Origin of the sequence: Sphingomonas bisphenolicum, assembly GCF_024349785.1 — a bacterium.
GTDB lineage: Bacteria > Pseudomonadota > Alphaproteobacteria > Sphingomonadales > Sphingomonadaceae > Sphingobium > Sphingobium bisphenolicum.
The window spans coordinates 476339-502102 of record NZ_AP018818.1; the positions used below are offsets into that span (position 1 = coordinate 476339).

At 63.2% G+C, this 25764-nt stretch carries 25 protein-coding genes; 11 read left to right on the plus strand and 14 right to left on the minus strand.

Going from position 1 to position 25764, the window contains the following annotated elements:
* Window positions 1–130 precede the first annotated feature (130 nt).
* Window positions 131–2674, plus strand: a complete 2544-nt coding sequence (locus SBA_RS20565) for a TonB-dependent receptor (RefSeq protein ID WP_261937478.1) — start codon at window positions 131–133, stop codon at window positions 2672–2674.
* A gap of 117 nt (window positions 2675–2791) precedes the next feature.
* Here the strand turns inward: SBA_RS20565 and SBA_RS20570 are convergent, their stop codons facing one another.
* Window positions 2792–4480 (minus strand): FAD-binding protein, encoded by a 1689-nt coding sequence (locus tag SBA_RS20570; protein WP_261936797.1) that lies wholly within the window; start codon window positions 4478–4480, stop codon window positions 2792–2794.
* Between the two features lie 172 nt (window positions 4481–4652).
* On the opposite strand from SBA_RS20570, the gene SBA_RS20575 reads away from it, so the two are divergent.
* Window positions 4653–5408 carry an SDR family NAD(P)-dependent oxidoreductase gene (locus SBA_RS20575; protein WP_261936798.1) on the plus strand — a complete coding sequence of 252 codons (756 nt, stop codon included), beginning with the start codon at window positions 4653–4655 and terminating at the stop codon, window positions 5406–5408.
* Between the two features lie 11 nt (window positions 5409–5419).
* Window positions 5420–6133, plus strand: coding sequence for an EthD domain-containing protein (locus SBA_RS20580; RefSeq protein WP_261936799.1), 714 nt, complete (start codon window positions 5420–5422; stop codon window positions 6131–6133).
* 36 nt (window positions 6134–6169) lie between these two features.
* Here SBA_RS20580 and SBA_RS20585 read toward each other — a convergent pair whose 3' ends face one another.
* The 3 genes from SBA_RS20585 to SBA_RS20595 are packed head-to-tail and all read right to left on the minus strand — an operon-like array spanning window position 6170 to window position 8251.
* Window positions 6170–6925, minus strand: coding sequence for a glucose 1-dehydrogenase (locus SBA_RS20585; RefSeq protein WP_224549054.1), 756 nt, complete (start codon window positions 6923–6925; stop codon window positions 6170–6172).
* A gap of 23 nt (window positions 6926–6948) precedes the next feature.
* On the minus strand, window positions 6949–7470 hold the full coding sequence (locus SBA_RS20590; protein WP_261936800.1) for a nuclear transport factor 2 family protein: 522 nt from the start codon (window positions 7468–7470) through the stop codon (window positions 6949–6951).
* 16 nt (window positions 7471–7486) lie between these two features.
* On the minus strand, window positions 7487–8251 hold the full coding sequence (locus tag SBA_RS20595; RefSeq protein WP_261936801.1) for an SDR family oxidoreductase: 765 nt from the start codon (window positions 8249–8251) through the stop codon (window positions 7487–7489).
* A 121-nt stretch (window positions 8252–8372) separates the two neighbouring features.
* Here SBA_RS20595 and SBA_RS20600 point away from each other — a divergent pair, with 121 nt between their 5' ends.
* From SBA_RS20600 to SBA_RS20610, 3 genes are all read left to right on the plus strand, one after another.
* Window positions 8373–8906 (plus strand): nuclear transport factor 2 family protein, encoded by a 534-nt coding sequence (locus SBA_RS20600; protein WP_261936802.1) that lies wholly within the window; start codon window positions 8373–8375, stop codon window positions 8904–8906.
* A 90-nt stretch (window positions 8907–8996) separates the two neighbouring features.
* Window positions 8997–11240: a TonB-dependent receptor gene (locus SBA_RS20605; protein WP_261936803.1), complete on the plus strand. Its 2244-nt coding sequence runs from the start codon at window positions 8997–8999 to the stop codon at window positions 11238–11240.
* A gap of 67 nt (window positions 11241–11307) precedes the next feature.
* Window positions 11308–12381: a helix-turn-helix transcriptional regulator gene (locus SBA_RS20610; RefSeq protein ID WP_261936804.1), complete on the plus strand. Its 1074-nt coding sequence runs from the start codon at window positions 11308–11310 to the stop codon at window positions 12379–12381.
* A gap of 5 nt (window positions 12382–12386) precedes the next feature.
* Here SBA_RS20610 and SBA_RS20615 read toward each other — a convergent pair whose 3' ends face one another.
* The 10 genes from SBA_RS20615 to SBA_RS20660 all read right to left on the minus strand — a co-directional run bounded on the left by SBA_RS20615 (window position 12387) and on the right by SBA_RS20660 (window position 20891).
* Window positions 12387–12878 carry an Lrp/AsnC family transcriptional regulator gene (locus SBA_RS20615; protein WP_224549064.1) on the minus strand — a complete coding sequence of 164 codons (492 nt, stop codon included), beginning with the start codon at window positions 12876–12878 and terminating at the stop codon, window positions 12387–12389.
* Window positions 12875–13357 carry an Lrp/AsnC family transcriptional regulator gene (locus tag SBA_RS20620; RefSeq protein WP_224549065.1) on the minus strand — a complete coding sequence of 161 codons (483 nt, stop codon included), beginning with the start codon at window positions 13355–13357 and terminating at the stop codon, window positions 12875–12877. Before SBA_RS20620 ends, SBA_RS20615 begins: the two co-directional genes overlap by 4 nt.
* 432 nt (window positions 13358–13789) lie before the next feature.
* The gene (locus SBA_RS20625) at window positions 13790–14731 is read right to left on the minus strand and encodes an alpha/beta hydrolase (RefSeq protein WP_261936805.1); all 942 of its coding nucleotides are present in this window, start codon (window positions 14729–14731) and stop codon (window positions 13790–13792) included.
* 3 nt (window positions 14732–14734) lie between these two features.
* Window positions 14735–15553 (minus strand): sugar phosphate isomerase/epimerase family protein, encoded by an 819-nt coding sequence (locus SBA_RS20630; RefSeq protein WP_261936806.1) that lies wholly within the window; start codon window positions 15551–15553, stop codon window positions 14735–14737.
* Between the two features lie 10 nt (window positions 15554–15563).
* A complete protein-coding gene (dmpG, locus tag SBA_RS20635; protein ID WP_261936807.1) occupies window positions 15564–16613 on the minus strand; it encodes a 4-hydroxy-2-oxovalerate aldolase in 1050 nt (349 codons plus the stop codon).
* The gene (locus SBA_RS20640) at window positions 16610–17557 is read right to left on the minus strand and encodes an acetaldehyde dehydrogenase (acetylating) (RefSeq protein WP_261936808.1); all 948 of its coding nucleotides are present in this window, start codon (window positions 17555–17557) and stop codon (window positions 16610–16612) included. Before SBA_RS20640 ends, dmpG begins: the two co-directional genes overlap by 4 nt.
* Before the next feature lie 12 nt (window positions 17558–17569).
* Window positions 17570–18274 carry a fumarylacetoacetate hydrolase family protein gene (locus SBA_RS20645; RefSeq protein WP_261937482.1) on the minus strand — a complete coding sequence of 235 codons (705 nt, stop codon included), beginning with the start codon at window positions 18272–18274 and terminating at the stop codon, window positions 17570–17572.
* 77 nt (window positions 18275–18351) lie between these two features.
* Window positions 18352–18837, minus strand: a complete 486-nt coding sequence (locus SBA_RS20650; RefSeq protein ID WP_261936809.1) for a flavin reductase family protein — start codon at window positions 18835–18837, stop codon at window positions 18352–18354.
* A 7-nt stretch (window positions 18838–18844) separates the two neighbouring features.
* Window positions 18845–19660 carry an alpha/beta fold hydrolase gene (locus tag SBA_RS20655; RefSeq protein WP_261936810.1) on the minus strand — a complete coding sequence of 272 codons (816 nt, stop codon included), beginning with the start codon at window positions 19658–19660 and terminating at the stop codon, window positions 18845–18847.
* 10 nt (window positions 19661–19670) lie between these two features.
* On the minus strand, window positions 19671–20891 hold the full coding sequence (locus SBA_RS20660; protein WP_261936811.1) for an acyl-CoA dehydrogenase family protein: 1221 nt from the start codon (window positions 20889–20891) through the stop codon (window positions 19671–19673).
* 275 nt (window positions 20892–21166) lie between these two features.
* Between SBA_RS20660 and SBA_RS20665 the strand changes: the two genes are divergently transcribed.
* Genes SBA_RS20665 through SBA_RS20685 form a run of 5 tightly spaced genes read left to right on the plus strand, consistent with a single transcriptional unit; the run spans window position 21167 to window position 25761 of the window.
* On the plus strand, window positions 21167–22084 hold the full coding sequence (locus SBA_RS20665) for a VOC family protein (protein WP_261936812.1): 918 nt from the start codon (window positions 21167–21169) through the stop codon (window positions 22082–22084).
* Between the two features lie 2 nt (window positions 22085–22086).
* On the plus strand, window positions 22087–22965 hold the full coding sequence (locus tag SBA_RS20670) for a CoA transferase subunit A (RefSeq protein WP_261936813.1): 879 nt from the start codon (window positions 22087–22089) through the stop codon (window positions 22963–22965).
* Complete coding sequence (locus SBA_RS20675) at window positions 22965–23768, plus strand: CoA-transferase subunit beta (RefSeq protein WP_261936814.1); 804 nt, start codon at window positions 22965–22967, stop codon at window positions 23766–23768. Before SBA_RS20670 ends, SBA_RS20675 begins: the two co-directional genes overlap by 1 nt.
* The gene (locus tag SBA_RS20680) at window positions 23768–24673 is read left to right on the plus strand and encodes an enoyl-CoA hydratase (RefSeq protein ID WP_261937483.1); all 906 of its coding nucleotides are present in this window, start codon (window positions 23768–23770) and stop codon (window positions 24671–24673) included. Before SBA_RS20675 ends, SBA_RS20680 begins: the two co-directional genes overlap by 1 nt.
* Window positions 24673–25761: an NAD(P)H-dependent flavin oxidoreductase gene (locus tag SBA_RS20685; protein WP_261936815.1), complete on the plus strand. Its 1089-nt coding sequence runs from the start codon at window positions 24673–24675 to the stop codon at window positions 25759–25761. The genes SBA_RS20680 and SBA_RS20685 overlap by 1 nt, the downstream gene beginning before the upstream one ends.
* The last annotated feature ends 3 nt before the right edge of the window (window positions 25762–25764 follow it).

Genomic DNA, 25764 nt, shown 5'->3' on the forward strand with positions numbered 1-25764 from the left:
TTTGGCCTCATATTATGCCGATACGCGCGATCCAGCGTCGCTCAATATCATTTTTGCGTAATTTATATTGACATCAATTACGCATATGTTCATTTCTAGGCTAAGAAAACAAGTGATGGGGAGATATGGGATGCCCAAAGGCTACGCACATGCGGCGCTTCAACTGTTGCTCGGCGCGAGCAGCCTGGCGATCGCGGGTCAGGCGATCGCACAGAGTGCCGCCGAACCATCAGCCCCCGGTCTCGACGAGATCGTGGTGACGGCACAGAAGCGCGCGCAGAATCTGCAGGATGTGCCGATCGCGATCAGCGCCATCGGCGCGGAGAAGATCGAGCAACTGGGCATCAAGGATTCGCGCGACCTGAGCGGCCTTGCCCCGAACGTCGTCATCACCCAGGGCACGGTCAGCAACAGCGCCGCGGTCTTTTCCATGCGCGGCATCTCCAACGGCGGCAGCGAGAGCTTCGGCGTGGATGCGGCCAACGGCCTTTATGTCGATGGCGTCTATATTGCACGCGGCGGCGCCATGGGCCTGTCCGTCATGGATGTCGAGCGGGTGGAAGTGCTGCGCGGTCCGCAGGGCACGCTGTTCGGCCGCAACACCACCGGCGGCGCGATCCATTTCATCTCCCGCGCGCCGTCCTCGACCTTCCGGCTGAAGGCGGAAGCGGGCTATGGCAATTTCAATGCGTGGAACGGCAAGATCGTAGTCGATCCGGGTGCAATCGCCGGCATCTCGACCAGCTTCGCCTACAGCCATAGCGAGCGCGACGGGCTGGTCGACAATATCCTGCAGCCCAGCGATTCCAAAGATCCCGGCGCCCGCAAGTCGGACGCGATCCGGGCCGCGGCTCGCATCGACCTGGGCGGCACCGGCAGCATCCAATATATGTTCGACTGGAGCCGGATCAGCGGCACACCCCTCCCCTTCATCCTGACCAATGTGTCGAACGGCGCGGCTCGCCCGCCAGTCATCGTCAACGGTCAGCCGGTGGTGCAGACGCAGCAGGCGCCAGTCGCCCAATATCTGGCGGGCGCGACATTCGCCAATCCGGCCTGCGCAGCGCTGGCAGCGCCTTCGCGCACTTACCGGCATGAAGTGTGCAACAACGTCCTCAGCCATGCGCTCGACAAGAGTTGGGGCCATAATCTGCAGGTCCAGAACGATTTCGATGCCTTCAAGGTCAAATCGACCACCGGCTATCGCTTCTGGAACAGCGACACGCTGACCGATCTGGACGGCATCGGCGCGTTCAGCGGTCCGGCTTTCTCCAACGCAACTCTGTTCAACGGGATGCCTGCGTCGCTGCTGCAGTTCATCCCGTCGATCCCGGCCGCAGCCCGGCCTTTCATCGCCGCCGCCGCCGTGCCGAGCATTACGCAAGACCTGTTCGACATCGACAATCATCGCCGGCACAAGCAGTTCAGCCAGGAAATCGAGATTTCCGGCGACACAAGCACGCTCGACTGGGTCGTGGGCGGTTTCTACTTCTGGGAGAAGGGGTCAGAAGACGGTTTCCAGAATAGCGGCTTCATCCTCGACACAAACAGCATCTTCCTTGCCAATTTCGGGCCATTGGGGCCGGCCTTCGCCGCCGCCAACCCGGCGCGCTACCGCATGGTGCAGACCCGCGCGCGCCTGGCCTATACCACATCGGCGGAAAGCACGGCCGTCTATGGTCAGTTCACTTTCTATCCGGGTGGACGGGACAGCGGCCTGCGCCTGACCGCCGGCGGCCGCTACACCTGGGACGCCAAGCGCATGTTGCGCGTCCAGAATGGTGCAGCGCCGCTGGCGGTGCCGGAAGCGGGCGATGCCAAATTCAGCAAGTTCACCTGGAACCTGATGGCGGGCTATGACGTGGCCGACGGTATCAATCTCTACGCCCGCGCCGCCACCGGCTATCGTTCGGGCGGCTTCAATTCGCAAGACCCGGCGATCACCGGCACCAACCAGCTTGGCAGCTTCAAGCCGGAAAAGGTGACATCCTACGAAATCGGATTGAAGAGCGAATTGTTCGACCGCCGCCTTCGCTTCAACGTCGCTGCCTATCATAATATCTATGACGATCTGGCCGTCCTAGGCCCGGTGACCAATGCACCGGTGGGCACCTTCGCCACCCGGATCATCAATGCCGGCAAGGTCGTCTATAATGGCGTCGAGGTCGAAACCCAGGCGATATTGAGCGATAATTTCTCGCTCGACGGCAGCATCGGCTATATCGACATCAAATATAAGGAATTCCTGGCCGGTCAGTCGCCGACACCCGGCGCACCGCCGGTCAATATCGCATCGGTCGTGACACCCGGCTTTACGTCGCCGCTAACCGCAAACGCGGCGCTGAATGCCCAATTTCCGCTCAACTGGGGCAATGCCACGCTCCGCGGGCGCATCGGCTATACCCACGAAGACGGCAAATATAATTTCAGCAGCTCGATCGGGTCGCCCTTCAATGAACAGATCAAGGGCGATGCCATCGACTTGGTCGACGTCCAGATTGGCATCGACGGCATTCCGCTGGGCAATGCGGCCGGCGAGGTCAAGCTCTGGGTCAAGAACCTGACCAATGCCAAGGATTTCGTGCGCAGCATCGATTATGGGCAGCTGGGCTTTGCCGGCGGCTATTATGCCGAACCGCGCACCTATGGCGTCACCATCGGCGCCAAATTCTGATCGCCTGATCTACGCCACCCTCCCGGCGTAAAATGCCCCGCTTCCGACAGGAAGCGGGGCTTTCTTTGCTTTGGATCGCCTGATGGCCGGGAGAGATCTTCCCCCCGGCCTTCCTCGTCAGTTGTTGCCGCCCGTCATATGCCGGGCCGCGATGTAACCGAAGGTCATGGCCGGGCCGATGGTCACGCCTGCCCCCGGATAGCTTTCGCCCATGGCGGAGGCCGCGTTGTTGCCAACCGCATAGAGGCCCGCAATCGGTGCGCCGGCCTCATCCAGCACCTGCGCCGTCGCATTGGTGCGCAGGCCGCCATTGGTGCCGATGTCACCCGGATAGATCGGGATGGCATAGAAGGGGCCCTGATCGATCGGTCGCAGGCAGGGGTTGGGCACCTGGCGCGGATCGCCATACATTTTGTCATAGGCAGCCTCACCGCGATGGAAATCGGGATCTTCGCCGCGGCCGGCATTGTCGTTGAAGCGCGTGACCGTCGACGCGAGGGCCGCGGGGTCGACGCCCATCTGCCCCGCCAATGCCTCGATCGTCGCGCCCTTCTTGAGGATGCGACGCACCGCGCCGCGATGCAGCCAGTCGGGGATAAGCGGATAGAGCGGCCCCATCGGGAATTGATGGCGATAGCGATGGTCGAACACCATCCAGCTCGGCCCGGCGTCGCCATGCGCCGCCTGTCGCCGCGCCATCTGCTGGCCCACAATATGATAGGAAGCCGCTTCGTTGAGATAGCGATCGCCTTTCTGGTTTACCATGATGCAACCCGGCAGCGCCCGTTCGATCGTGCAAAGCCGCCCTCTATCCTCGCCGGGCACGTAGAAGACCGGCGCGGCCCAGGCCGACTGCATATTCATCGTGTCCGCGCCGATCGCCTGGCCGGCGACGATGCTGTCGCCGGTGTTGCTGGTGACGCCGCCCGAATATTGCGCAATGGAATAGAGCGGCGCATTGGTCTCCCGCATCGCCTGATTCTTGTCGAAGCCGCCGGCGGCCAGCACCACCCCCTTGCGCACGGCGATGCGATAGGGCTTGCCGTCGCGCTGGATGACCGCCCCAACGATCCGATCGCCGTCGCGCACCAGTTCCTTGAGCGGCGCGTCGAGCCAGAGCGGCACGCCCCGCCGGTCGAGCGCCATGCGCAGGCCGCCGGTCAGGGCGTTGCCGAGCGTCAGCCGCCGGTCCTTGCGTGACGTGAACCGGAAGGGCCAGTCGAGCCAGTAGCGCGCCATGCTGAAAGTCAGATTCTGCATCCAGCCCTTGGCGCGATAGAGCAATTGGTAGGTTTCGGTGAAATGCCAGTTGAGATAGCCGAACAGGCTGGCGGCCGGCGACGGAAAGCGCTGGGTGCGGATCGCCGCGCCCAAGGGCTTGCCATCCAGCGGCATGGGCAGATGGGTGCGATAGCCTGTCGGCGATCCGCCCGGATTTTCGGCATGATAGTCGGGATAGGGGAAAGCCATATATTGGACCGGCGTGTTGGCCATCAACCAGCGCAGCATCGGCGCGGCATTGTCCACATAGGCGCGGATATTGGCATCGGGCACATTGTCGGCGGACAGGCCGCGGACATAGGTGAAGGCGTCGTCCAGATCATCCTCAAAACCCGCCGCCTTCGCCACATCGCTGCCCGGAATCCAGATGCCCGCGCCCGATGTGGCGGAAGTGCCGCCCCACAGCGCCGCTTTTTCCACGATCAGCACGTCCGCCCGGTCGGCAGCGGCGACGAGCGCGGAGAGCATTCCGCCAGCCCCCGAACCCACCACGAGGATATCGACTTGCTTGTCCCAATTGCTCATGCCTGTCCGTCTCACATCAGGGCGTGGAATCGGAAGTCGCAAGCATTCAGCCCACAAACCACCCTCTCCACAAAATTAGCGCATATAGCGACTTATATTGCCATAAAGTCAATATTTGCGTATCATATAGCCATATAAACTACGATGAATCCAAGAGAGGCGAGGCGCGCGCATGTTGCAAGGCAAGGTTGCACTGATTACCGGAGCGGGGCAAGGGATCGGTCAAGGCATCGCCCTTGCCCTGGCGAGCGAGGGCGTCGATATCATCCTGGCCGGGCGGACGCTGGAGAAGCTGGCGCAAACGGCTCAGCTTGTGGCGGAACGCGGCGCGCGCGCGCTGCCGATCGCCTGCAACGTCAAGTCCGCTGACGATCTCGCCGCGGCGGTGGATCTGGCGGTACGCGATCTTGGCGGCATCGACATCCTCGTCAACAATGCGCAGGAGGTGCCGCTCGGCCCACTGGTGGATGTATCGGACGATGCTTTCATGGCGGGATTTGAATCCGGACCGCTGGCCTCCTTCCGGCTGATGAAGCTGGCGCGTCCCCATATGGTGGCGCGCGGCGGCGGCACCATTTTCAACTTCACCTCGTCGGCCGGCATCCGCTGGGACATGGCGACCTACGGCGCCTATGGCGCGGTCAAGCAGGCGACACGCGCGCTGACCCGCGCGGCGGCATCGGAATGGGGGCGCGACAATATCCGCGTCCTCACTATCGCCCCCCATGCTGAATCCCCCGGCCTCAAAGGGTGGATGGAACATAACCCGGAGGAGGCCGAAGCCTTTTTCCGCACAATCCCGCTGGGCCGGGTCGGGCGGCTGGAGCAGGATATCGGCCGTGCGATCGTGGCGTTGTGCGGCAGCGACCTTGCCTATCTGACCGGCGCCACCATCCCGCTGGATGGCGGCCAGGCGAATTTCGGCTGAGGAGCGATGCGATGGAAAAATTGATCTGCGCCCTCTGGGCCCCCGAGGGCGAAACGCGCGCGGCCTATGGCGCCTATCTGGTGGAGCATCTGCCCGGCGCGCTCGCGGCGGCAGGCGGCCTTGGCATCCGGCTCAATATCCGGGATGCGCGGGTCGAACCGGCGACCGCGCTCGTCCAGCAATGGCAGGCCCCGCAACAGGATGCGATCGTGCAATTCTGGCTACCCTCCGCCAATGCGCGGTTTCGCGGCGCGATCGACGCCGTGCTGGCCGCACATAGCGGGCGTTTCGCGGCATGGCTGGTCGCGGAATCGACCATCATCGCCAACAGCGCGTATCCACCGGAAGCGGGTCGGGCCTGTGCGGGCTGGAGCCAGGCGAGCTTCATCAGCTTCCGGCCAGACATGGACCGGGCGGAAGCGATCGCCCATTGGCACGGCCATCATACGCGAGTGGCGATCGAAACGCAGGCGAATTTCGAATATGTCCAGAACATCATCGTCCGGCCGCTGACTCCCGACGCGCCTGCCTATGACGCCTTTGTCGAGGAATGTTTTTCGGACGCGGCGATGACAGATCCCCATGCTTTCTTCGATGCGGTCGGCAACGAGGCCAAATTCGCGCAAAATCTCAGCGCGATGATGGAAAGCTGCGCTGGCTTCATCGATTTCAGCCGGATCGACGTCATCCCCACCAGCCAGTTCGACTTCGCCGGACGGGATTGAATGGAGGAGGCGGGCGTTGCAGCCCGCCTCGCCCCGTCAGACCGCGGTCGCGCCGCCGTCCACGACCATCGGATGCCCGGTCACGAAGCTGGCAGCGCCCGAACAGAGCCAGACGACCGCCTCGGCCACTTCCTCCGCCTGCCCCATCCGCCCCATGGGCGTCATGGAATCCAGCAACTGGCGCATATCCTCCTTGGCGACCAGCGGCGCGGTCATCGGCGTGACGATCACGCCGGGACATACGGCATTGACGCGAATGCCGGCCTTCGCCCAGCGCAGCGCGCCATGGCGGGTCAGGCCGACGACACCATGTTTGGACGCGACATAGGCGGGCTGGCTGGGATTGCCGACGAGGCCGTTGATCGAAGCCGTATTGACGATCGCGCCGCCGCCCTGCGTCAGCATGACCTCCGCCTCTTCGCGCATACATAGCATGACGCCGGTCAAATTGATGCCGATCGCCCGGCCCCACACGGCTTCGTCATATTCGTCCGCCGCGATATTGGTGATGCCGGCGTTGTTGAAGGCGCAATCGAGGCGACCGAAATGGTGGACCGCGGCGGCGACCATCGCCTTCACCTGCGCGCTGTCGCTCACATCGCAATGCTGGAAGGCGGCCTTGCCACCCTGCGCCTCGATGAGGGCCACCGTTGCACGGCCGCCCTCGTCATTCACGTCGCTGACCAGCACTGACGCGCCCGACCGCGCAAAGGCCAGCGCGGCGGCGCGGCCAATGCCGCCGCCCGCACCCGTGACCAGCGCCACCTTGCCCTGAAGGCCATAATCGATCATTCGTCTCTCCTTGTCTTTACAGATCAGGCGGCGGCATCGGCCGGCTGGGCCGGAACTTCGCCCCATAGGATGTAGCGCGATGCGCCATCGGCTCCGATTTCCTCCGAAAGGCAGGATGTGACCCGGCTGACCGATTCCGCGATCCACCAGCGCCCGTCCCGCTTGCGATAGACATCCTCATATTCCACCGCGAGGCGCGTGACCGACCGGGTCGACAGCAGGATGGTGCGGAAGTTCAACGACCATAGCCCGCGCGCTTCGCTATCGCTTATCAGGCTGATGTCCGCATTGGTGGCGTGATGAATGTCGTAGACGCCGCCCTGACAGGCCATCTGCTCGAAGATGCTAACGAAATCCTCGCGATCGGTGAAGACCGGAAAATTCTGATAGGCGATCCGCACCTTGCCCGGCAGAAAGGCGTCGCGCACGCCATCCACCAGCTTGAGATCGCACGCCCGCAGATAGCGCGCCTTCAACTGGCGGATGGCCTGCATATCTTCCAGCGCCGCGATGCGCGCTACGAGTTGTTCCAGATCGACCGACATTCTTACTCTCCTGCTGTCAGCCCTGCCGGGCGTCCTGCTTCACGATTTCCAGGAATAGCGGCCGCTCGCCGCCGCCATGCACCTCCAGCCGCGCGCCGCTGATATAAGCGGCCGCGGGTGAGGCAAGGAAGACGACGGCGTCGGCCACATCCTGCCCCCGCCCCATGCGGCCGAGCGGCAGCGAGGCGGCGATCCGTTGCTGCGCGGCGTCGCTGCCATAAGTCATAGCCGACTGTTCGGTTTCAATGAGGCCGACGATGATCGCGTTGACGCGCACGTCCGGCCCCCATTCCTGCGCCAGGCTGGTCGTCAGGCTGACCAGCCCCGCCTTCGCTGCGCCATAGATGGCCGTGTCGGGAGATGGCCGCACCGCCGACACACTGGCAATATTGACGATCGATCCCCGCTCCGCGCGCAAATGTGGATAGGCGGCCTGCGACACATGCAGCGGGGCCAGCAGGTTGAGTTGCAGGATGCGTTCGGAAAAGCGCGCGCTCGCGTTCGCCGCCTCCGCCTGCGGCGAACCGCCGGCATTGTTGACGACCAGGTCCAGCCGACCATGACGGGCCGCCACGGCATCGACCCACGCCTGGACGGCTGGCTGCTCGCGAATGTCACAGGCATCGAACTCTGCCTCTCGCCCATCGACCGCGATCGGCGCGTCGGGCGGGGCGCGTCCGCAGGTCGCGACCCGATAGCCGTCCGCCAGCAACCGCCGCACGATCGCCGCGCCGATGCCGCGCGTCCCGCCCGTCACGATCGCAACCCTTGCCTGTCCCACGCTTAGCCTCTCCCATGCCCCGCCCGATCAAGGCGCATCATATTTCCGTGACATAATACGCATATATGGTATGTTTGAAAGATATATAATAGATTTGCGTTTTATAATCGGCGAGGAACCCATGGCATACACGCTTCAGCAGCTCAGCGATATGGAGGATATCCGAACGCTCAAACATCGTTATTTCCGGGGTATCGACACCGCCGATATGGGCTTGCTGGCGTCGCTGTTCACCGACGATATCAGCGTGGATTATCGCGGCGGCACCTATCGCGCGCGGCTGTCGGGCCGGGACAATATGCTCGCCTTCCTGGCCAACAGTTTCCATTCGGGCGTGATGGCGATGCATCATGGCCATATGCCCGAAATTACCCTGACCGGCGACGATGAGGCCGAGGGCATATGGTATCTGGAAGACATCTTCATCGATGTCGAAAACGCGCTGCATACGGTGGGCACCGCCATCTATCGCGACCGGTATAGGCGCGAAGCCGGAAGCTGGCATATCGCAAGCACCGAATATGACCGGGTGATCGAAATGGTGTCGCCGCTTGATCCCAGGCAGCAGATCACCGCGCATCATCTGGCCAGCGCCGGCCGCAAGCCGGCCGAACGCAGCGACATCAGCCATCTGATCGAATGGGAAGCAGCCTGACTGCATGACGACCCAGGCGACGCCCATGGCGCGGACTTCGGTCGCCCGCCCAGCCGCCTGGCAACATAGAAAAATAATTGGGGGAGAATTATGAAGAAGATCGCTTTGCCCATAGCAGCCATGGCGTCCCTGCTCGCGCCTGCCGCGCTGGCACAATCCGGCACGCGCGCCGCCGACGACGGCGCCCAAACCAGCGACGACATCGTCGTGACCGCCCGCCGCCGCGAGGAGCGGCTGCAGGATGTGCCGATCGCGGTCAGCGCCGTCGATGCCGCCGCGCTGAACAGCCGCGGCCTCGACAATGTGACACAGGTCAGCCAGATCGCGCCCAATATCCAGTTCACGCCGGGCCAGGGCGGCAATAGCGGCGGCATCGCTCCCTTCATCCGGGGCGTGGGCGAAAACGACTTCATCATCACCTCCGACCCGGCGGTCGGCGTCTATATCGACGGAGTCTATGTCGCCCGCACCTTCGGCGCGATGACGGAATTGCTGGGGATCGACCGGATCGAGGTGCTGCGGGGGCCGCAAGGCACGCTGTTCGGCAAGAATACGGTCGGCGGGGCGATCAACATCGTCTCGTCGGTTCCCGGCCAGGAGCAGCGGGTCGAAACGGACCTGCGCTACGGCTCCTTCAATACGGTGCGGGCGCGGGCCTATGCCGAAACGCCCCTGTCCGACAGCTGGTCGCTGGGCGTGGCGGCGCTAGGCGAATTTGGCGAGGGCTGGCAGAAAATCCCCTCGGGCGACAATCTGGGCAACCGCAATGTCGTCGGCGGCAAGCTGGCGCTACATTATAGGGGCGCGACGATCGATGCGCTTCTGCAGGCCGATGGATTGCGCCGCCGCCAGCATAGCGCGCCCCACAGCATGGTCGCCTTCACCCCCACCTTCCTGTCCGGGCTGCAATCCGCTTTCATCGCGCCCTGCTGCACCGTACCCGGCGATATCGACCGGACGGACAGCACCGCCGCGCTCAACAAGGATGAAACCGACGCCTTCAACAGCTCCCTGACTCTGACCGCCGATGTGGGGCCCGCGACCCTGAAGTCGATCACCGCCTATCGCCATGTCGACGCCCTGTTCGGGCGCGACGGCGACGCATCGTCCACCGTCAATTATGCAGGCGACATTCATGACGAACAGGCCCGCCAGATCAGCCAGGAACTCCAATTGTCGCTCGACCTGGGCGGCCGTGGCGCGCTGCTGCTGGGCGCGTTCGCCTATCGGGAGAAGACGCGCGACAATACCCGGCTGGTCGTGGCGGACGGGCTCTATCCCCGGCTGATCGCCGCCGGTTTCGACCCGGCGCTCGCGACCGCGCTCGATTTCAACATTGATTTCCGCAACCGGCAGCGGACCGACAATCTGGCGCTGTTCGCCAACGGCAATTATGAGATATTGGACAATCTCTCGCTGGAACTGGGCGCGCGCTACACCTGGGAGAAGAAACGCTTCACCCAGTCGGCGATGCGCATCTACGCCAACCAGCCACTATTGGCGGGCACACCCAGCTACACGCTGGAAAAGAGCTGGGACGCTTTCACGCCCCGCGCGTCGCTGTCCTACAAGGTCAGGCCGAACCTGCTGACCTACGCCTCCTTCTCGAAGGGCTTCCGGTCCGGCGGCTTCAACGGGCGGCCCACCTCGCTGGAAGAGATCGGCTCCTATGATCCCGAACATCTGACCGCCTATGAGGCCGGGATCAAGGCCGGATTCGGCCGGATCGCCACCATCAACCTGGCGGTGTTCCGCAACGCCTATCGCGACCAGCAAATCCTAGTATCGACGGTCAGTCCGACTTCCGGCCTGCTCGTGGTCCGTAACGAAAATGCCGGGCGCTCGCGTATTCAGGGCATAGAGCTGGAGGGCAATTTCCGGGTATCGCGCCACTTCACGCTGACCAGTGCGCTCGGCCTGCTTGACGCCAAATATCTGAGCTATATGTCCGTCATCAACGGCGTGCCGACCGACGTCAGCAACCGCAGCCTGAAGCAGGCGCCGGATATCACCGCCAATGCCAGCGCCGTCTATCAAACCGCCCTGAGCGAGGGGCTGGACGGCCTGATTCGCGTCGATGTCGCCTATAAAAGCGCGGTGTTCGTTGACGCCGAAAATACGGCGCTGCTGCGCCAGCCCGATCATGCCATCGTCAATGCCAGCGCGGAACTGCGGCTAAGCGATCGCGGCCTGTCTCTGAGGGCGGGGGTCGACAACCTCACCAACCGGCGGATCATCACCGCAGGCTATGACGCCAGCACCAGCTTCGGCTTTACCGAAGCCTATTATTCGCCGCCGCGCCGCTACAGCCTCACCCTTGCCTGGCGGCGCTGATCGCGCTTGCGCTCCGGGGCGCTTGGTTCGATATCGGAAGGAGAATGGACAAGAGGATCAGCCAAGGGTGGCCGACACAGATGCCTCCGCTCTTCCGAATTTGCTCCTGGGGCTGTATGGCGGGCTGACCCGCGATCCGCCCTGGGAGGGCTTTCTGGAGGATCTGGCCGCCGCCGCGCAAGCGAGCTTCGCCACGCTGATCATCGCCACCGGCCGAACCGGAATCGACGCCCTGGTGACGCCGGGGGTCGATCCGGTCCGCGCCGGCGAATATGAAAGCCTGTCCGACGCCGACCCCTTCGTCGATCTGCCAGAGGGACAGGTCATGTCCTATCAGGATTTCGTCAGCCATGTGCCGTCCCGCTTCAAGGACTGGATGGATAGCACCGGGTCCGCCCAAATATTGGGTGTAGACCTGCAAGCACCGTCCGGCGCGTCCTTCCGCCTGCGCATCACACGCTATCAGAATCTGCCGGATTTCAGTGAGCGGGAAAGTGCGCTGATCGCCAGCCTGGTGCCGCATCTGCGGGTCGCACTGGAATTGCATGCCCGGCTGACGACGACGCAGGCCGAACGGCAAATCTTCAGCAGCGCGATGGCCGGGCTGGCCGTCGCGACATTGGTGCTGGGTCGCGATGGCCGGATCATGCGCCGCAACGCCACGGCGGAGCGCCTGCTGCGCGAGGGGATAGTCATCATGGAACGACAGGGGCGACTGGAGCCGCAAGCCGGCGCCGGCGTGACGATGCTCGCCCGCCTCCTGGCATCCCCGCCGCCGCCGGGCGAAGAAACCGCTTTCGACATGGCCGCGCCGGATGGATCATCGCTGCGCGGGCGCGCCCTGTCCTTGCCCATATCCGCTTATGGCGACGGCGCCTTCATCGCCCTGTTCCTGAGCGACCCGAACCGCTCCGACAGACTCGATCCCGCGACGCTGCGTCATCGCTTCCAACTGACACCCGCCGAAGCCGCGCTGGCAGTCCAACTGGCCAGAGGTATATCACTGATAGACGCCTCACAACGGCTCGATATCGCCCACAACACGGCGCGGGCGCATTTGCGGGCGATCTTCGCCAAGACCGGTACGCATCGTCAGGCCGAACTGGTGCATATGATACGAACGGCCGCCGCCAGCGCCTGACCGGATCAGTCGTCCGCCGTCATGCGCGTAATCTTGGCGATGCCTGCCTCATATTTGAGGTTGTGGACGGAGATGGAGGTTTCGACCCGCTGCACGCCCGGCATCGGCCGGATGCGATCGATGATGAGGTCGTTGAGCTGCTCGATATTGGTGAACAGGCCCATCGCCAGCAGGCTGTAACGGCCGAGCAGCACCACGACGCATGTGATTTCGGGAATATCAGACAGAGCGCGAGCGAGGTCGGACACATGCGAGGGGTCGGCATCGATCCCCATCATGCAGAGATTGGGCGACCCGGCCATGCGGAAGTCGGTGACCACGGTGAACTGGATCAGCCCTTCATTCTGCAACCGCTTGATCCGGGTGCGGATCGTGCCTTCGGTCACGCCCAGTTCGGCGGCGATGGCGCGATTGGAGATGCGGGCGTCCTGCGCCAGCTTGTCGACGATACCCTGATCGAGCTTGTCCAGGCGTTCCCAGGTCGGGCGTTCGGTCATAGCGGCACCACGTTGAATTCGAATTTCACAATGTCCACCGCGATGCCGGACGTGATGTGCACGACCCCGTCGATACCGGCGATATGATCGAACAGAAGCTGCTGCACCTCCGAAAAATCATGCAACGCCACCAGCAGTTCGAGATCATGATCGCCATTCATGATGTTGACGCTGAGCACCTCCGGGAATTTGGCGAGATCGCGACCGACATCCGGGATGCTGCGCCCCTGCACCTTCACGCCCAGCGCGATGATGACATTATAGCCATGGGCGGCGAAGTCTGTGACCGCCACGACGCGCATGACCCGCGCCTCTTCCATCTTCTGCAAGCGGGCGGACACGGTGGCGGCGGTAACGGACAGGCGCTCGGCGATTTCCTGGTTCGTCGCCCGACCATTGGTCCGCAATATGTCGATGATATTGGTGTCCAGACCGTCCAACGTCGGCGGCGTACCGTTTCGCCCGCTTCTGATCTGCATTCTCACCCGCCTCCCACTATGCCGTAGCGTTCCATAGCGCGTGGATTTGCGGAGGGCCAGTCACTATGGACCAGCCGAAAATCGCTGCCCGAACCATTGCCGCAGCGCATCGCCACCTGCTGCCCCGGAGGCATGGAAAACCCTGAAATCTGCGTATCACGCAACAATAAACTGTCCCTGAAAGCCATTATTTGCGTAATAAATGCACCTAATCAAAACGAGAATCAATGCATTGATTCAAGCAAATATCGACCATTCGATCCGGCCCCCGACATGCCGGGCACGGCCCGATAAGGCCGGTGGCTGACGCACTCCTCTACCGCTTTTGCTGCATTAGGCGGCTGGTCAACATGCAGGGTCGACGGACTCTGGCCGCCGAAAAATTGTCGGAATGGCGCGCGACACTGAGCCTTGCGCCATCCGGCGGGACGGTCAGGCGGTTTCGCTCGAATACAAGGCCTTGCGCAACGCAGCGCAGGCGTCGCGCTTCATCTGCCGGGCCAGAGCGGTATCGGGCATCACGTCGAATCCATGATAGGCGCCCGGATAGACGTGCATTTCCGTGGCTACGCCCGCCTCGATCAGGCGACGGGCATAATCCATGTCCTCGACCAGAAACAGATCGAGCGCGCCGACCGCGATGAAGGCGGGTGGCAGGCCGGTCAGGTCCTGCGCGCGAGCGGGCGCAGCATAGGGAGAGACGTCGGCCGATCCCGGCTCCTGCCCCAGCAACGAACGCCAGCCGAAGGCGTTGGCCTGCGGCGTCCAGACGAAGGCGCCGAGATGATCGGGGAGCCGCGTGATGCAGGTACGGTCGTCCAGCATGGGATAAATGAGATTCTGGTGCGCGATGGCCGGGCCGCCCCGATCGCGGGCCAGGAGCGCAAGCGCCGCGGCAAGCCCCCCGCCCGCGCTTTCGCCGCGAATGGCGATGCGCGCGGGATCGACGCCCAGACCGGTTGCGCTTTCATGCAGCCAGCGGAGCGCAGCATAGCAATCCTCGACCGCGCCCGGCGCGACGGTTTCAGGCGCAAGACGATAGTCGACCGAGACGATGATCGCCGCGACCGACGCCGCCATTTCTATATTCGCCAGATGATTGGTACGGACCGACCCCACCACATAGCCGCCACCATGCACATGCAGGATCGCCGGAAGCGGTCCGGTCGCACCATCCGGCGTATAGATCCTGACCGACGGACCATCCGCCAGACGCTCTTCACGCCAGATGACGCCACTATTGTCCGGCTCCGGTGCCGTCGCCGACATCTGATCCATGCCTGCGCGGATCGCAGGAAGGCTGTCATTCGTCAGATCCAGCGGCGGCATGAAGTCCAGCCCCGGCAGCAGAGATGGATCGATCAGGTCACGCATGTCTCATACTCTCCGATTATCTTTTATCATCATGGCCTTGGTTGCCGCCACAGCACCACGCGCGCGCTCCAGCGCGGGGACGCCGGCCGCCATCGCCGCCTGCTGCGGCGCTTCCACGCTGATCGGAATATCGCGGTGGAGCGCAGTTAGGAAGGCCGGAATATCGAAATGCCCTTCGCCAGGCAGTTGCCGTTGCAGGCCCGCTTCCCATTCGATGCGGTCGGCCGACAGGGTCGCCGGCCCGTCGCTGATCTGCGCCATGCGGATGTGCGGCACCGCCAGCAAGGCCATGCTGCTGCCGGCCTCCCCACCCCGCATGATATGGAGCAGATCGACCGTGACGCCGACATCGTCGCGGCCCAGCCGCTCGACCGTGGCGAGCGCGTCAGCGAGAGTTCGTATCTGTGAAGGAGGATAGAATTCGATAGCAAGACCAATGCTATATTGTCCGGCTAGGTCGGCCAGTTCGCTCAAACGATCGATCTGGCGCGCGAGATCGCGGTCGTAGCAAAGGACATTAGCCAACCGCCCGCCCAGTTCGGCGGCCACCGCCAGCGCAGGCTCGAAATCCGCGACCACGGTGCGGCGCGCCAAGGTGAAGGGGTAGACGAGATCGACCGTCAATCCGCCCGCGGCCAGCGCCGCGCGGGTGGCGCGACGCTCGGCCGCGTCGGTGACGAGGTCGTAGTCGGGCATGGCGGGCAATACCGCCATCGAACGCAGGAACGGGCAAATGCCCGAACAACCCGTCGCGGCGGCGATGTCTGCCAGCCGCGACGGGGTCGTGTCGGTTACGCTGATATGGTCGAGCGACAGCTGCATGGCCGATCGATCAGCCGACTGCTTCGCGCGCCTTCACCATGTCAAGCGCGACGTCGACGATCATGTCCTCCTGTCCGCCGACCATCTTGCGCCGGCCCAGTTCGACCAAAATGGTGCGGGTGTCGAGACCATAGGTTTCGGCTGCCTTTTCCGCGTGACGCAGGAAACTGGAATAGACCCCCGCATAGCCAAGCGCCAGGGTTTCGCGATCGACCCGCACCGGGCGGTCCTGCAATGGGCGGACGAGATCTTCGGCCGCGTCCATCAGCATCATGACGTCGCAGCCATGGTTCCAGCCCTTGCGATCGGCGGCGGCGACGAACACTTCGAGCGGCGCATTCCCCGCGCCCGCACCCATGCCGGTCAGCGATGCGTCGATGCGCACCGCGCCGCCCTGCGCCGCGACGATCGAGTTGGCGACGCCCAGCGCAAGATTGTGATGGGCGTGCATGCCGCGCTGGGTTTCGGGCTTGAGGACGCGATCATAGGCTTCGAGCCGGGCCGTCACCCCGTCCATGTCGAGCGCACCGCCGCTGTCGGTCACATAGACGCATTGCGCGCCATAGCTTTCCATCAACGCCGCCTGCTGCGCGAGCTTTTCCGGCTCGATCATATGGCTCATCATCAGGAAGCCGGCGACGTCCATGCCCAGGTCGCGGGCGATGCCGATATGCTGCTTGGACACATCGGCTTCGGTGCAATGGGTCGCCACGCGGACCGATCGCACGCCGATATCATAGGCGCGGCGCAGCTCATCGACCGTGCCAACGCCCGGCAGAATAAGGGTGGTCAGGACCGATCGGGTCAGCACAGAGGCGACTGCCTCCAGCCATTCCCAGTCGGTATGCGCGCCGAAACCATAGTTGAAGCTGGCGCCGTTGAGGCCATCGCCATGGGCGACCTCGATCGCGTCCACGCCCGCCTCGTCCAGCGCCTTGGCGATCGCCATCACATGGTCGATGCCATACATGTGACGGATGGCGTGCATCCCGTCGCGCAGGGTGACGTCCTGAATGTAGAGTTTGTCGCCGGCTTCGACGTTGAACTTGGTGCTGCTCATGCCGCCACCTTCTTGCCTTCGAGGATACGCTGCGCGAGCAGCTCGCCGGTCGCCTTTGCGGCCGCGGTCATGATGTCGAGATTGCCCGAATAGCTGGGCAAATAGTCCCCCGCACCTTCGACTTCGAGCAGGATCATCGTCTTGATGCCGGTGAACTCGCCGCGACCGGGAATTTTGAGCTTGTTGTTGTCGCCGAAGCGTTCGAACTGCACTTCCTGCTTCAGACGATAGCCCGGCACATAGGCCTGCACCTTCTTCACCATCGTCTCGACCGACGCACGGATGGCGTCTTCGTCGGCGCCTTCGGACAGGGTGAAGACCGTATCGCGCATGATCATCGGCGGTTCGGCGGGGTTGAGGATGATGATCGCCTTGCCCTGCGCCGCGCCGCCGACCTTTTCGATCGCGCCGGCGGTGGTGCGGGTGAACTCGTCGATATTGGCCCGTGTGCCGGGCCCGGCGGAGCGCGAAGACACCGACGCGACGATCTCGGCATAATGGACGGTTGCGACCTGGCTGACGGCGGCGACCATCGGGATCGTCGCCTGACCGCCGCAGGTCACCATGTTGACGTTGGGCTGATCCAGATTGGCGTCGCCATTGACCGTGGGGATCGTATAGGGGCCGATCGCCGCAGGGGTAAGGTCCACCACCTGCTTACCGTCGGCACGCAGGGCGGCGTCATGGACCTTATGCGCATAGGCGCTGGTCGCGTCGAACACGATCCCTATGTCGGAATAGGCTTCCATCTTCTGGAGGCCGTCCAGCCCTTCATGGGTGGTGGCCACGCCGCGTTCGCGGGCCATGGCCAGACCTTCGGACGCCTCGTCGATGCCGACGACCGCCACCAACTCCATATTTTGCGGATATTTGACCATCTTGATCATCAGGTCGGTGCCTATATTGCCCGAACCGATGATCGCTGCCTTGACCTTGTCCGTCATGAAACCTCCACTTTAAACGAAGCGCGCAGTGCAGGCGCCCACGCCATGCAACTGCATTTCAAATATGTCGCCGGCCTTCGCCGGTTCCAGCGGCACCAGGCTGCCCGACAGGATCACGTCGCCAGCCTCCAGCGTCACGCCATAGGCACCCAATGTATTGGCCAGCCACGCAACGGCCTCGGCGGGCGAGCCCTGCACCGCATGGCCATAGCCTTCAGAGAGCGGCTGGCCGTTCTTGGTCACGGTGACGTGGAGGTTGGGCAGGTCGTGGTCACGCGGATCGGCGCGCGCGTCACCCAGCACATAGACGCCGCAGGACGCATTGTCGGCGATGGTATCGACGATGCCGATCTTCCAGTTTTCGATCCGGCTGTCGACGATCTCGAAACAGGGAATGATCGCTTCGGTTGCCGCAATGACCTGCGCTGCGGTGACGCCCGGCCCTTTGAGACTGTCCTTCAGGATGAAGCCGATCTCTGCCTCGGCGCGTGGCTGGATAAGGCCATTCGCCTTGACGTCGATATCACCTTCCACATGCATTCTGTCGGTCAGGAAACCGAAGTCGGGCTGATGCACCCCCAGCATGTCTTGTACCGCCTTCGACGTCACGCCGATCTTCTTGCCAACGACCCGTTCGCCATCAGCCTTGCGCTTTTCCAGCGCGCCCAGCGAGATGGCATAGGCATCGTCGATCGTCAGGTCCGGAAACCGGCTCATCAACGGCGGGACGGCGCGTTCTTCCCGCAAGGCGCGATAGAGTTCATGGGCAAGGCCGTCGTTCAGGCTAGTGTCGCTCACAGATAGGCTCCGTCCTGATAGATGAGGGGATCGACGGTTTCGCCGAGACGCACAGCGTCCACGCGCGCCACCACGATGCTATGGGTGCCAAAGGGCGTCATGCTGAAGATCGTGCAGGCGAGATTCGCCTGCGCTTCGTCCAGCATCGGCAGGTCGTGGTGATCCGGCACCCAGCGGCCGACGGCAAAGCGCGCCTCTTGCGCCATAGCGCCGCCGAACGCGACCGACACCTCGCGCTGATGGCGCGAGAGGATGTTGATGCTGATGGGGCAGCCTGGGGCGAGGCAGGGATGAATGCCCGTCGACTGGCCGACGCAGACCAGTATCGCCGGCGGATCGACGGTCAGCGAAGTGATGGAGGTCGCCGCCATGCCGACGGGACCGTGCGCGCCCTTCGCCGCGACGATCGCCACGCCGGACGCCAGACGTCGCATCGCGCCGCGAAAATCCTGCGCGACATCCACCGGACGGCGCACAGTCATGGCGGCACTAGCCATGGAGGAATTCGAGCGCATAGCGATTAAACTCTGCGGCCCGCTCCACCTGCACCCAATGACCGACCTTGTTGAACGTCACGCAGCGCACGTCGGGGCACGCCTCGAAAAAGAGTGTGATGCCCTCCAGCGGCATGAAGCGCTCATTATAGCCCCAGAAGAGCAGGATCGGCATGGTGAGTTCGCCCAGGCGCGGCGCCAGATTGGGCGTACGCATCCGCATGATCACATCCTTGGGCTGGGTGCGAGCGACGGCGAAGCGTTCTTTAACCAGGTCATCCGTGACATGGACGGGATCATGAACCAGATTGGTTATCAATCGACGCTGTTCATCTTCGTTGAAATCGGGACCGCCAAAGGAACTGACCATGCCGGCGATACCCGGCATCTTGAAATAGTCCTCGCGCTCATGAATGCAGCCCGGCGCCATCAGGATCAGGCGGTCGACAAAGGCCGGATGGTCGAGCGCCATCTGGATCGCGATACCGCCGCCCAGGGAGTTGCCGACCAATATCGCCTTGTCCACGCCATGGGCGACAAGCGCTTCATAGAGGGTGTCGGTGAAAAGTTGCAGCGTATAGTCGATATCTTCGGGCTTGGACGACGCGCCATAGCCGATCAGGTCAGGCAGGATGACGCGAAATCCGGCGTCTGCGAAGGCCTGCACATTCTGCCGGAAATTGGACTGGCCCGATGCACCCGGTCCGCTGCCATGGATGAAGACCAGCGCGGGGCCGGCACCCACTTCGGCCAGCATAATGTCATGGCCGCCCGCCACGCGATGCGTGCGGCAGCTGATGTCATGCGTCATATGATGCTCCTCAGACGAAGGTGAAGGCCGGCGCTTCGCCGAGCATGGTGCCGACTACGTCACCGATGCGGTTGGCGGGATCGTTGGCGACATGCGCGCGGGCGGCATGAAGGTCGAGCCAGGGCTGGAGGATCGGACTGGACATGTAGACGGCCCGGCCGCCGAGCAGTTTCACCATGTCGTCGGCCAGGTCCGCCAGACGGCGCACGACGCTGGCCGACTGATAGGCGAACAGCGCGCGGCGCTGCATCGGAATGGCCTCGTCGCGTTCGGCATAGCCGATCAGCTCGTCGAAGGTCGCGCGATGGGTCAGCTCCATCTCGTCGGTTTCGGCAATGGCGCGGGCGATGGCAGCGTGCAGGTTCGGATCAGCCTTGGACGCCTTGCCGGTGTTGGTGGATATCCGGCTCTGCATGATCTCGATCGCCGCCTGGATGGCGGCGCGCATACCACCGAAAGCAGCGGTGGAAACGGAGCGCGTGAACAATTGCGCCCAGGGCATACGATAGAGCGGGCCGTCATTGGCCTCCTGTCCCGGATTCTTGCAGGCGAAGCCATCGGCAGCACGATGGGTACGATATTCGGGGACGAACACCCGCTCCACGAGGATGTCGAAACTGCCTGTACCCTGCAGCCCGAACGTATCCCATGTCCCTTCGATCACCTGATAGTCCGAGCGCGGCAACAGGAAGGTGCGCATGTCAGGCGGGCCGCCATCGGTGTCGAAATTGATCGCGCCCAGAAGCACCCAGCCGCAATGGCTCGAGCCCGAGGAAAAGCCCCAGCGCCCCGACAGGTAGAAACCGCCTTCCGCTTTCTCCACCTTGCCCACCGGCTGATAGGTGGAGGACACCAGCATGTCAGGATCGTCGCCCCAGACATCTTGCTGCGCCCGGTCGTCGAACAACGCCAGTTCATAAGGATGACAGCCCAGCACGCCGTAGATCCAGCCAGTCGACATGCAGCCTTCGGCCAGCGCCTTCTGCACGTCGAAGAAGACATTGGGATGCATCTCGTAACCGCCATGACGGCGCGGCTGGAGGATACGGAAGAATCCCGCCTCGGTCATTTCCGCCACCGTTTCGCGCGGTACGTCATTGGCCGCCGTGCAGCCGCGCGCGCGGCTTTTCAGCAGGGGAATCATGGCTCGCGCCCTTTCGACCAGCGCCTCGGCGGACGGCGCAAGCGCTTCGCCATTTCCCGTCGATCGATTTGCTGCTGCCGCGGTCATCCTCGTCTCCATCCAAAGTCTCCTGGACCATTTTGGCTATATGCGTAGTTTATATAAATTTAAAATACGCAAAATGTCAAGCACAGGAGGGGTTGCACATTCTGCGCGATGCATATAGGCATATTTACAACGAATTGCCATTGTTTCGTTGCAAATCGCGGAAAATGACATGCATCACAAGCATGTTCGTGATCCAAAATATGGAATTGCGTATTATAATGCGATTCATGCGGCGACATTGGAATGATGCAGGACGATAGGATGAGGCGGCAGGAATGGCTGTAATTTCGCTGGGCTATGTGATGATCGAGGCGCGTGACCTGAACGACTGGCGCGCCTTCGCCTGCGATATTGCGGGCCTGATGCCGACAACGGCGTCGCGGGACGATGTCGCCCTGTTCCGCATGGACGATCGTCCATTCCGTCTCTGGGTACAGAAGGGCGCGCGCAACGCGTTTATCGCACCGGGATGGGAGTGTGCGAGTCGCGAGGATTTCGATGCACTTCTGGCCAGACTGGAAGCGGCAGGGCGGCCGGTCGAACGCGCCGACATCATGGAAGCGCGCGCGCGGCAGGTCTATGAACTGGCGCGGTCATCGGACCCTGCCGGCAACGCGATGGAAATCTTCTACGGCCGGTTCGTGGATTACGCTCCCTTCGTCTCGCCCGCGGGCGTCAGCGGCTTCGTGACCGGCGACAATGGCGACATGGGCCTTGGCCATGTCGTGCTCACCGCCCCCAATTTCGCGGAAACGCACAATTTCTACAAAGATGTGATGGGCTTTGGCGATACCGACCTCGGCCGTTTCTTCCTGATGGGCGGCGGACCGGACGATCCCGGCGTCGGCTTCGCCTTCCTTCACTGCAATGGTCGCCACCACAGTCTGGCGCTCGGCCAGATGCCGGAAAGCCCGAACGGCGCCGTCCATATGATGCTGGAAGCCGCGACTCTGGAAGATGTCGGCCGCGCCTATGACCGCGTACTCAAGAGCAAGGGGAAAGTACCACTGTCCGCAACGCTGGGCCGTCACGTCAACGACAAGATGACGAGCTTCTACATGCAGACGCCCGGCGGCTTCGACATTGAATATGGCTGGAACGGCCTGGTCATCGACCCGGCCACCTGGGTTCCGACCACCAGCATGACGGTAAGCGATTGGGGCCACAAATGGGCCCATGAGAAGGACGACTGAAGATGCTCGATAAACGGATGACGGCGCAGGACGTCGTCGGACAATTGTCCGATGGCATGACGATCGGCATTGGCGGCTGGGGGCCGCGCCGCAAGCCCATGGCGCTGGTCCGCGCGATCATGCGATCCGACCTGAAAGATCTGACCATCGTCGCCTATGGCGGCGCCGACGTCGGGATGCTGTGCGCGGCGGGCAAGGTCAGGAAGCTGATCTTCGCCTTCGTGTCGCTCGACGCCATTCCGCTCGAACCCTGGTTCCGCAAGGCGCGCGAAGCGGGGCAGATCGAGGTGCTGGAACTGGACGAGGGGATGTTCCAATGGGGGCTGAAGGCCGCCGCTTTCGGCCTGCCCTTCCTGCCGACGCGCGTCGGACTGGGCACCGATCTGGCCGAGCTGGGCGGTCTCAAGACCGTGCAGTCGCCCTATGCCGACGCGGAAACATTGATCGCCATGCCTGCGCTGAAGCTGGACGTCGCGCTGCTCCACGTCAATCGCAGCGACTGGCGGGGCAATGTCCACCTCTTCGGCCCCGACCCCTATTATGACGAATGGTTCGCCAAGGCCGCGACCAAAACCTATGCGTCGACAGAAGAACTGGTCGACCGGATGGAAGATCATTATCCGCAGGACGCGCACTATAATGTGTTCGAACGCTGCTTCGTCAGCGGCGTCATCCACGCCCCCTGCGGCGCTCACCCCAGTTCCATGCCACCCGCTTATGGCTGGGACATGAAAGCGTTCAAATCCTATGCCGACGCGGCACGGGAGCCGGGCGACTGGGCGACGGTGGCCGACCGCTTCGTCGGCGCGACCGAAGCGGCCTATCTGGATAGCATTGGCGGAAAGGAGGCGGTAGCGGCTCTCCCGCTCCCGATATTCTGATGACTGACGTAATAACGACTGAGGCGACTCTGGCAGAACTCTGCATTTTCGCCTGTTCGGAGGCTTTCCGGGGCAATGGCGAGATCATCGCTACCGGCGTCGGCCCCGTGCCACGCCTGGGCGCCAGCCTCGCCAAGCTGACCCACAGCCCCGAACTGATGATGACCGATGGCGAAGCCTATCTGGTCGAACAGCCGGTGCCGATCGGCCCGCGCGGCTATGACGACCGCAAGGCTGCGGGCCACCTGCCCTTCTCGCGCTTCTTCGACAGCGCGGTGTGGACGGGACGCCGCCATGCGATGGTGACGCCGACGCAACTCGACCGTTTCGGCCAGATCAATTTGAGCTATCTGGGTGGCACCTATGACAAGCCCAAGACGCAGATGCTGGGCGTGCGCGGCTTTCCGGGCAACACCATCTACCACGCCAACAGCTTCTTCTTCCCGATGCATTCGGCGCGCACCTTCGTCGCGGGCGACGTCGATATGGTGTCGGGCGTGGGCTATAATCCGGCCAAGCGGGTCCCAGGCGGCAACTATGCGGGTGTCGACCTGCGCCGGATCGTCACCAACCTGTGCGTCATGGATTTCGGTGGCACGAACAACGCTATCCGGGTCGTGTCCCTGCATCCGGGCGTCACCTTCGAGGAGGTGCAGGACGCGACCGGCTTCCCGCTGGAAAAGGGCGAGATCGTCGAAACACCGATACCGAACGCCGAGGCGCTGACGATCATCGCCAGCCTCGACCCCCACAATATCCGCGCATCCGTCATCAAGGACAATCCGCCTGCAAGGAGGGCATGATGAGCGACAGTGATCGTCTGGTCGAACCGCAAGAGGTCGACATCGTCTATGAGACCGACGAGCCGGTCACCTATGAAGTGATCGACCATGTCGCATGGATCATGTTGAACCGTCCGGGCTTCAACAACGCCCAGAACGGCCAGATGACCTATGCGCTGGACGACGCCTTCATGACTGCGACGAACGACGATGACGTCCGGGCGATCGTGCTGGGCGGCAACGGCAAGCATTTTTCCGCCGGGCACGACATCGGCACGCCGGGACGCGACTTGCACAGACATTTCGACAACCGGTTGATGGTGCCGGGCCACGTTAACAAGCCCGCGGCCGAGCTGCTCTACACCCGCGAGAAAGAGCAATATGTCGGGATGTGCCGGCGCTGGCGCGACGTCGCCAAACCGACCATCGCGATGGTGCAGGGAGCCTGCGTCGCGGGCGGATTGATGCTGGCCTGGGTCTGCGACCTGATCGTGGCGAGCGAGGACGCCTTCTTTCAGGATCCGGTCAACCGCATGGGCATTCCGGGCGTCGAATATTTCGCCCATGCCTATGAGCTGCCGCCGCGTATCGCCAAGGAGTTCCTGCTGCTGGGCGAGCGCATGACCGCGCAGCGCGCCGAACAGTTCGGCATGGTGAACAAGGTCGTGTCCCGCGAGGCGCTGCGCGAGACGGTGGCGGCGATGGCGGCAAAGCTGGTCGCGCAGCCACGCCTGGGCAACTGGCTGACCAAGCAGGCGATCAATCATGTCGAGGAACTGATGGGCAAGCGCAATGCCATCGAGGCGCAATATCATATGCACCATTTCGCCCATGCCCAGAATGACCTGACGATGGGCAATTCGATCGGCGGCCTCGACGGCAAGGCGATGGCTGCCGCGAACAAGAAAGACGCGGGCGAAGGCTGATGGGCGATCCGCTGCATACAATCATGACCGAGCGGCTGGGGTGTCGCTGGCCGATTATCCAGACCGCGATGGGTTGGGTGGCCGAACCCTCGCTCGTCATCGGCTCCACCAAGGCCGGCGCGTTCGGTTTTCTGGGCGCGGCGGTGATGACGCCGGACGAAGCGCGCGCGAAGCTATTGGCGGTGCGGCGCGGCACCGATCGACCCTTCGGCGTCAATTTCCACATGTTCCAGCCGGGTGCCGACCAGATTGTCGAGCTGATCCTGGCCAACAGGGATCAGGTGCGCGCGGTGAGCTTCGGGCGCGGCCCCAATGCCAAGATGATCGCGCGGTTCAAGGATGCGGGCATCCTCTGCGTGCCGACTGTGGGCGCGGTCAAACATGCGCAGAAGATGGTCGAACTGGGTGTCGACATGGTCAATGTGCAAGGCGGCGAAGGCGGCGGCCATACCGGATCGGTGCCGACCACCGTGCTGCTGCCACAGGTGTTGGACGCGGTGCAGGTACCGGTGATCGCCAGCGGCGGCTTTGCTGACGGGCGCGGGTTGGCGGCGGCGCTGGCCTATGGCGCGGTGGGCATCGCCATGGGTACGCGTTTCCTGCTGACGCAGGAAAGCCCGGTGCCGGACAGCGCCAAGGCGGAATATCTCAAGGCCGGCACCGACCGCATCATCGTTACCACCAGGCTGGACGGGATTCCGCAGCGAATGGTGCGCACGACGTTGCTCGACCGGATCGAAAAATCCGGGAAACTGACCATGTGGCTGCGCGCGATCGAGGCCAGCAGGACGATGAAGAAGCAGACCGGCGCAAGCTGGGTCGACCTCATCCGATCAGCAAGCGGCATGACCGCCCATGGCGCCATGCCGCTCAAACAGGCGATGCTGGCCGCGACCATGCCGATGCTGATCCAGAAAGCGGTGGTCGACGGCGATATCGAACATGGCGTGATGGCGACCGGCGTGGTCGGCGGACGCATCAACGAAATTCCAAGCTGCCAGCAACTCGTCGATCGCATTGTCGAAGAAGCCCATGGGCGGCTTAACGCGCTGGCCTCAATGGGTCGAGAGACCGCTCCGGCGCTCTGAGGG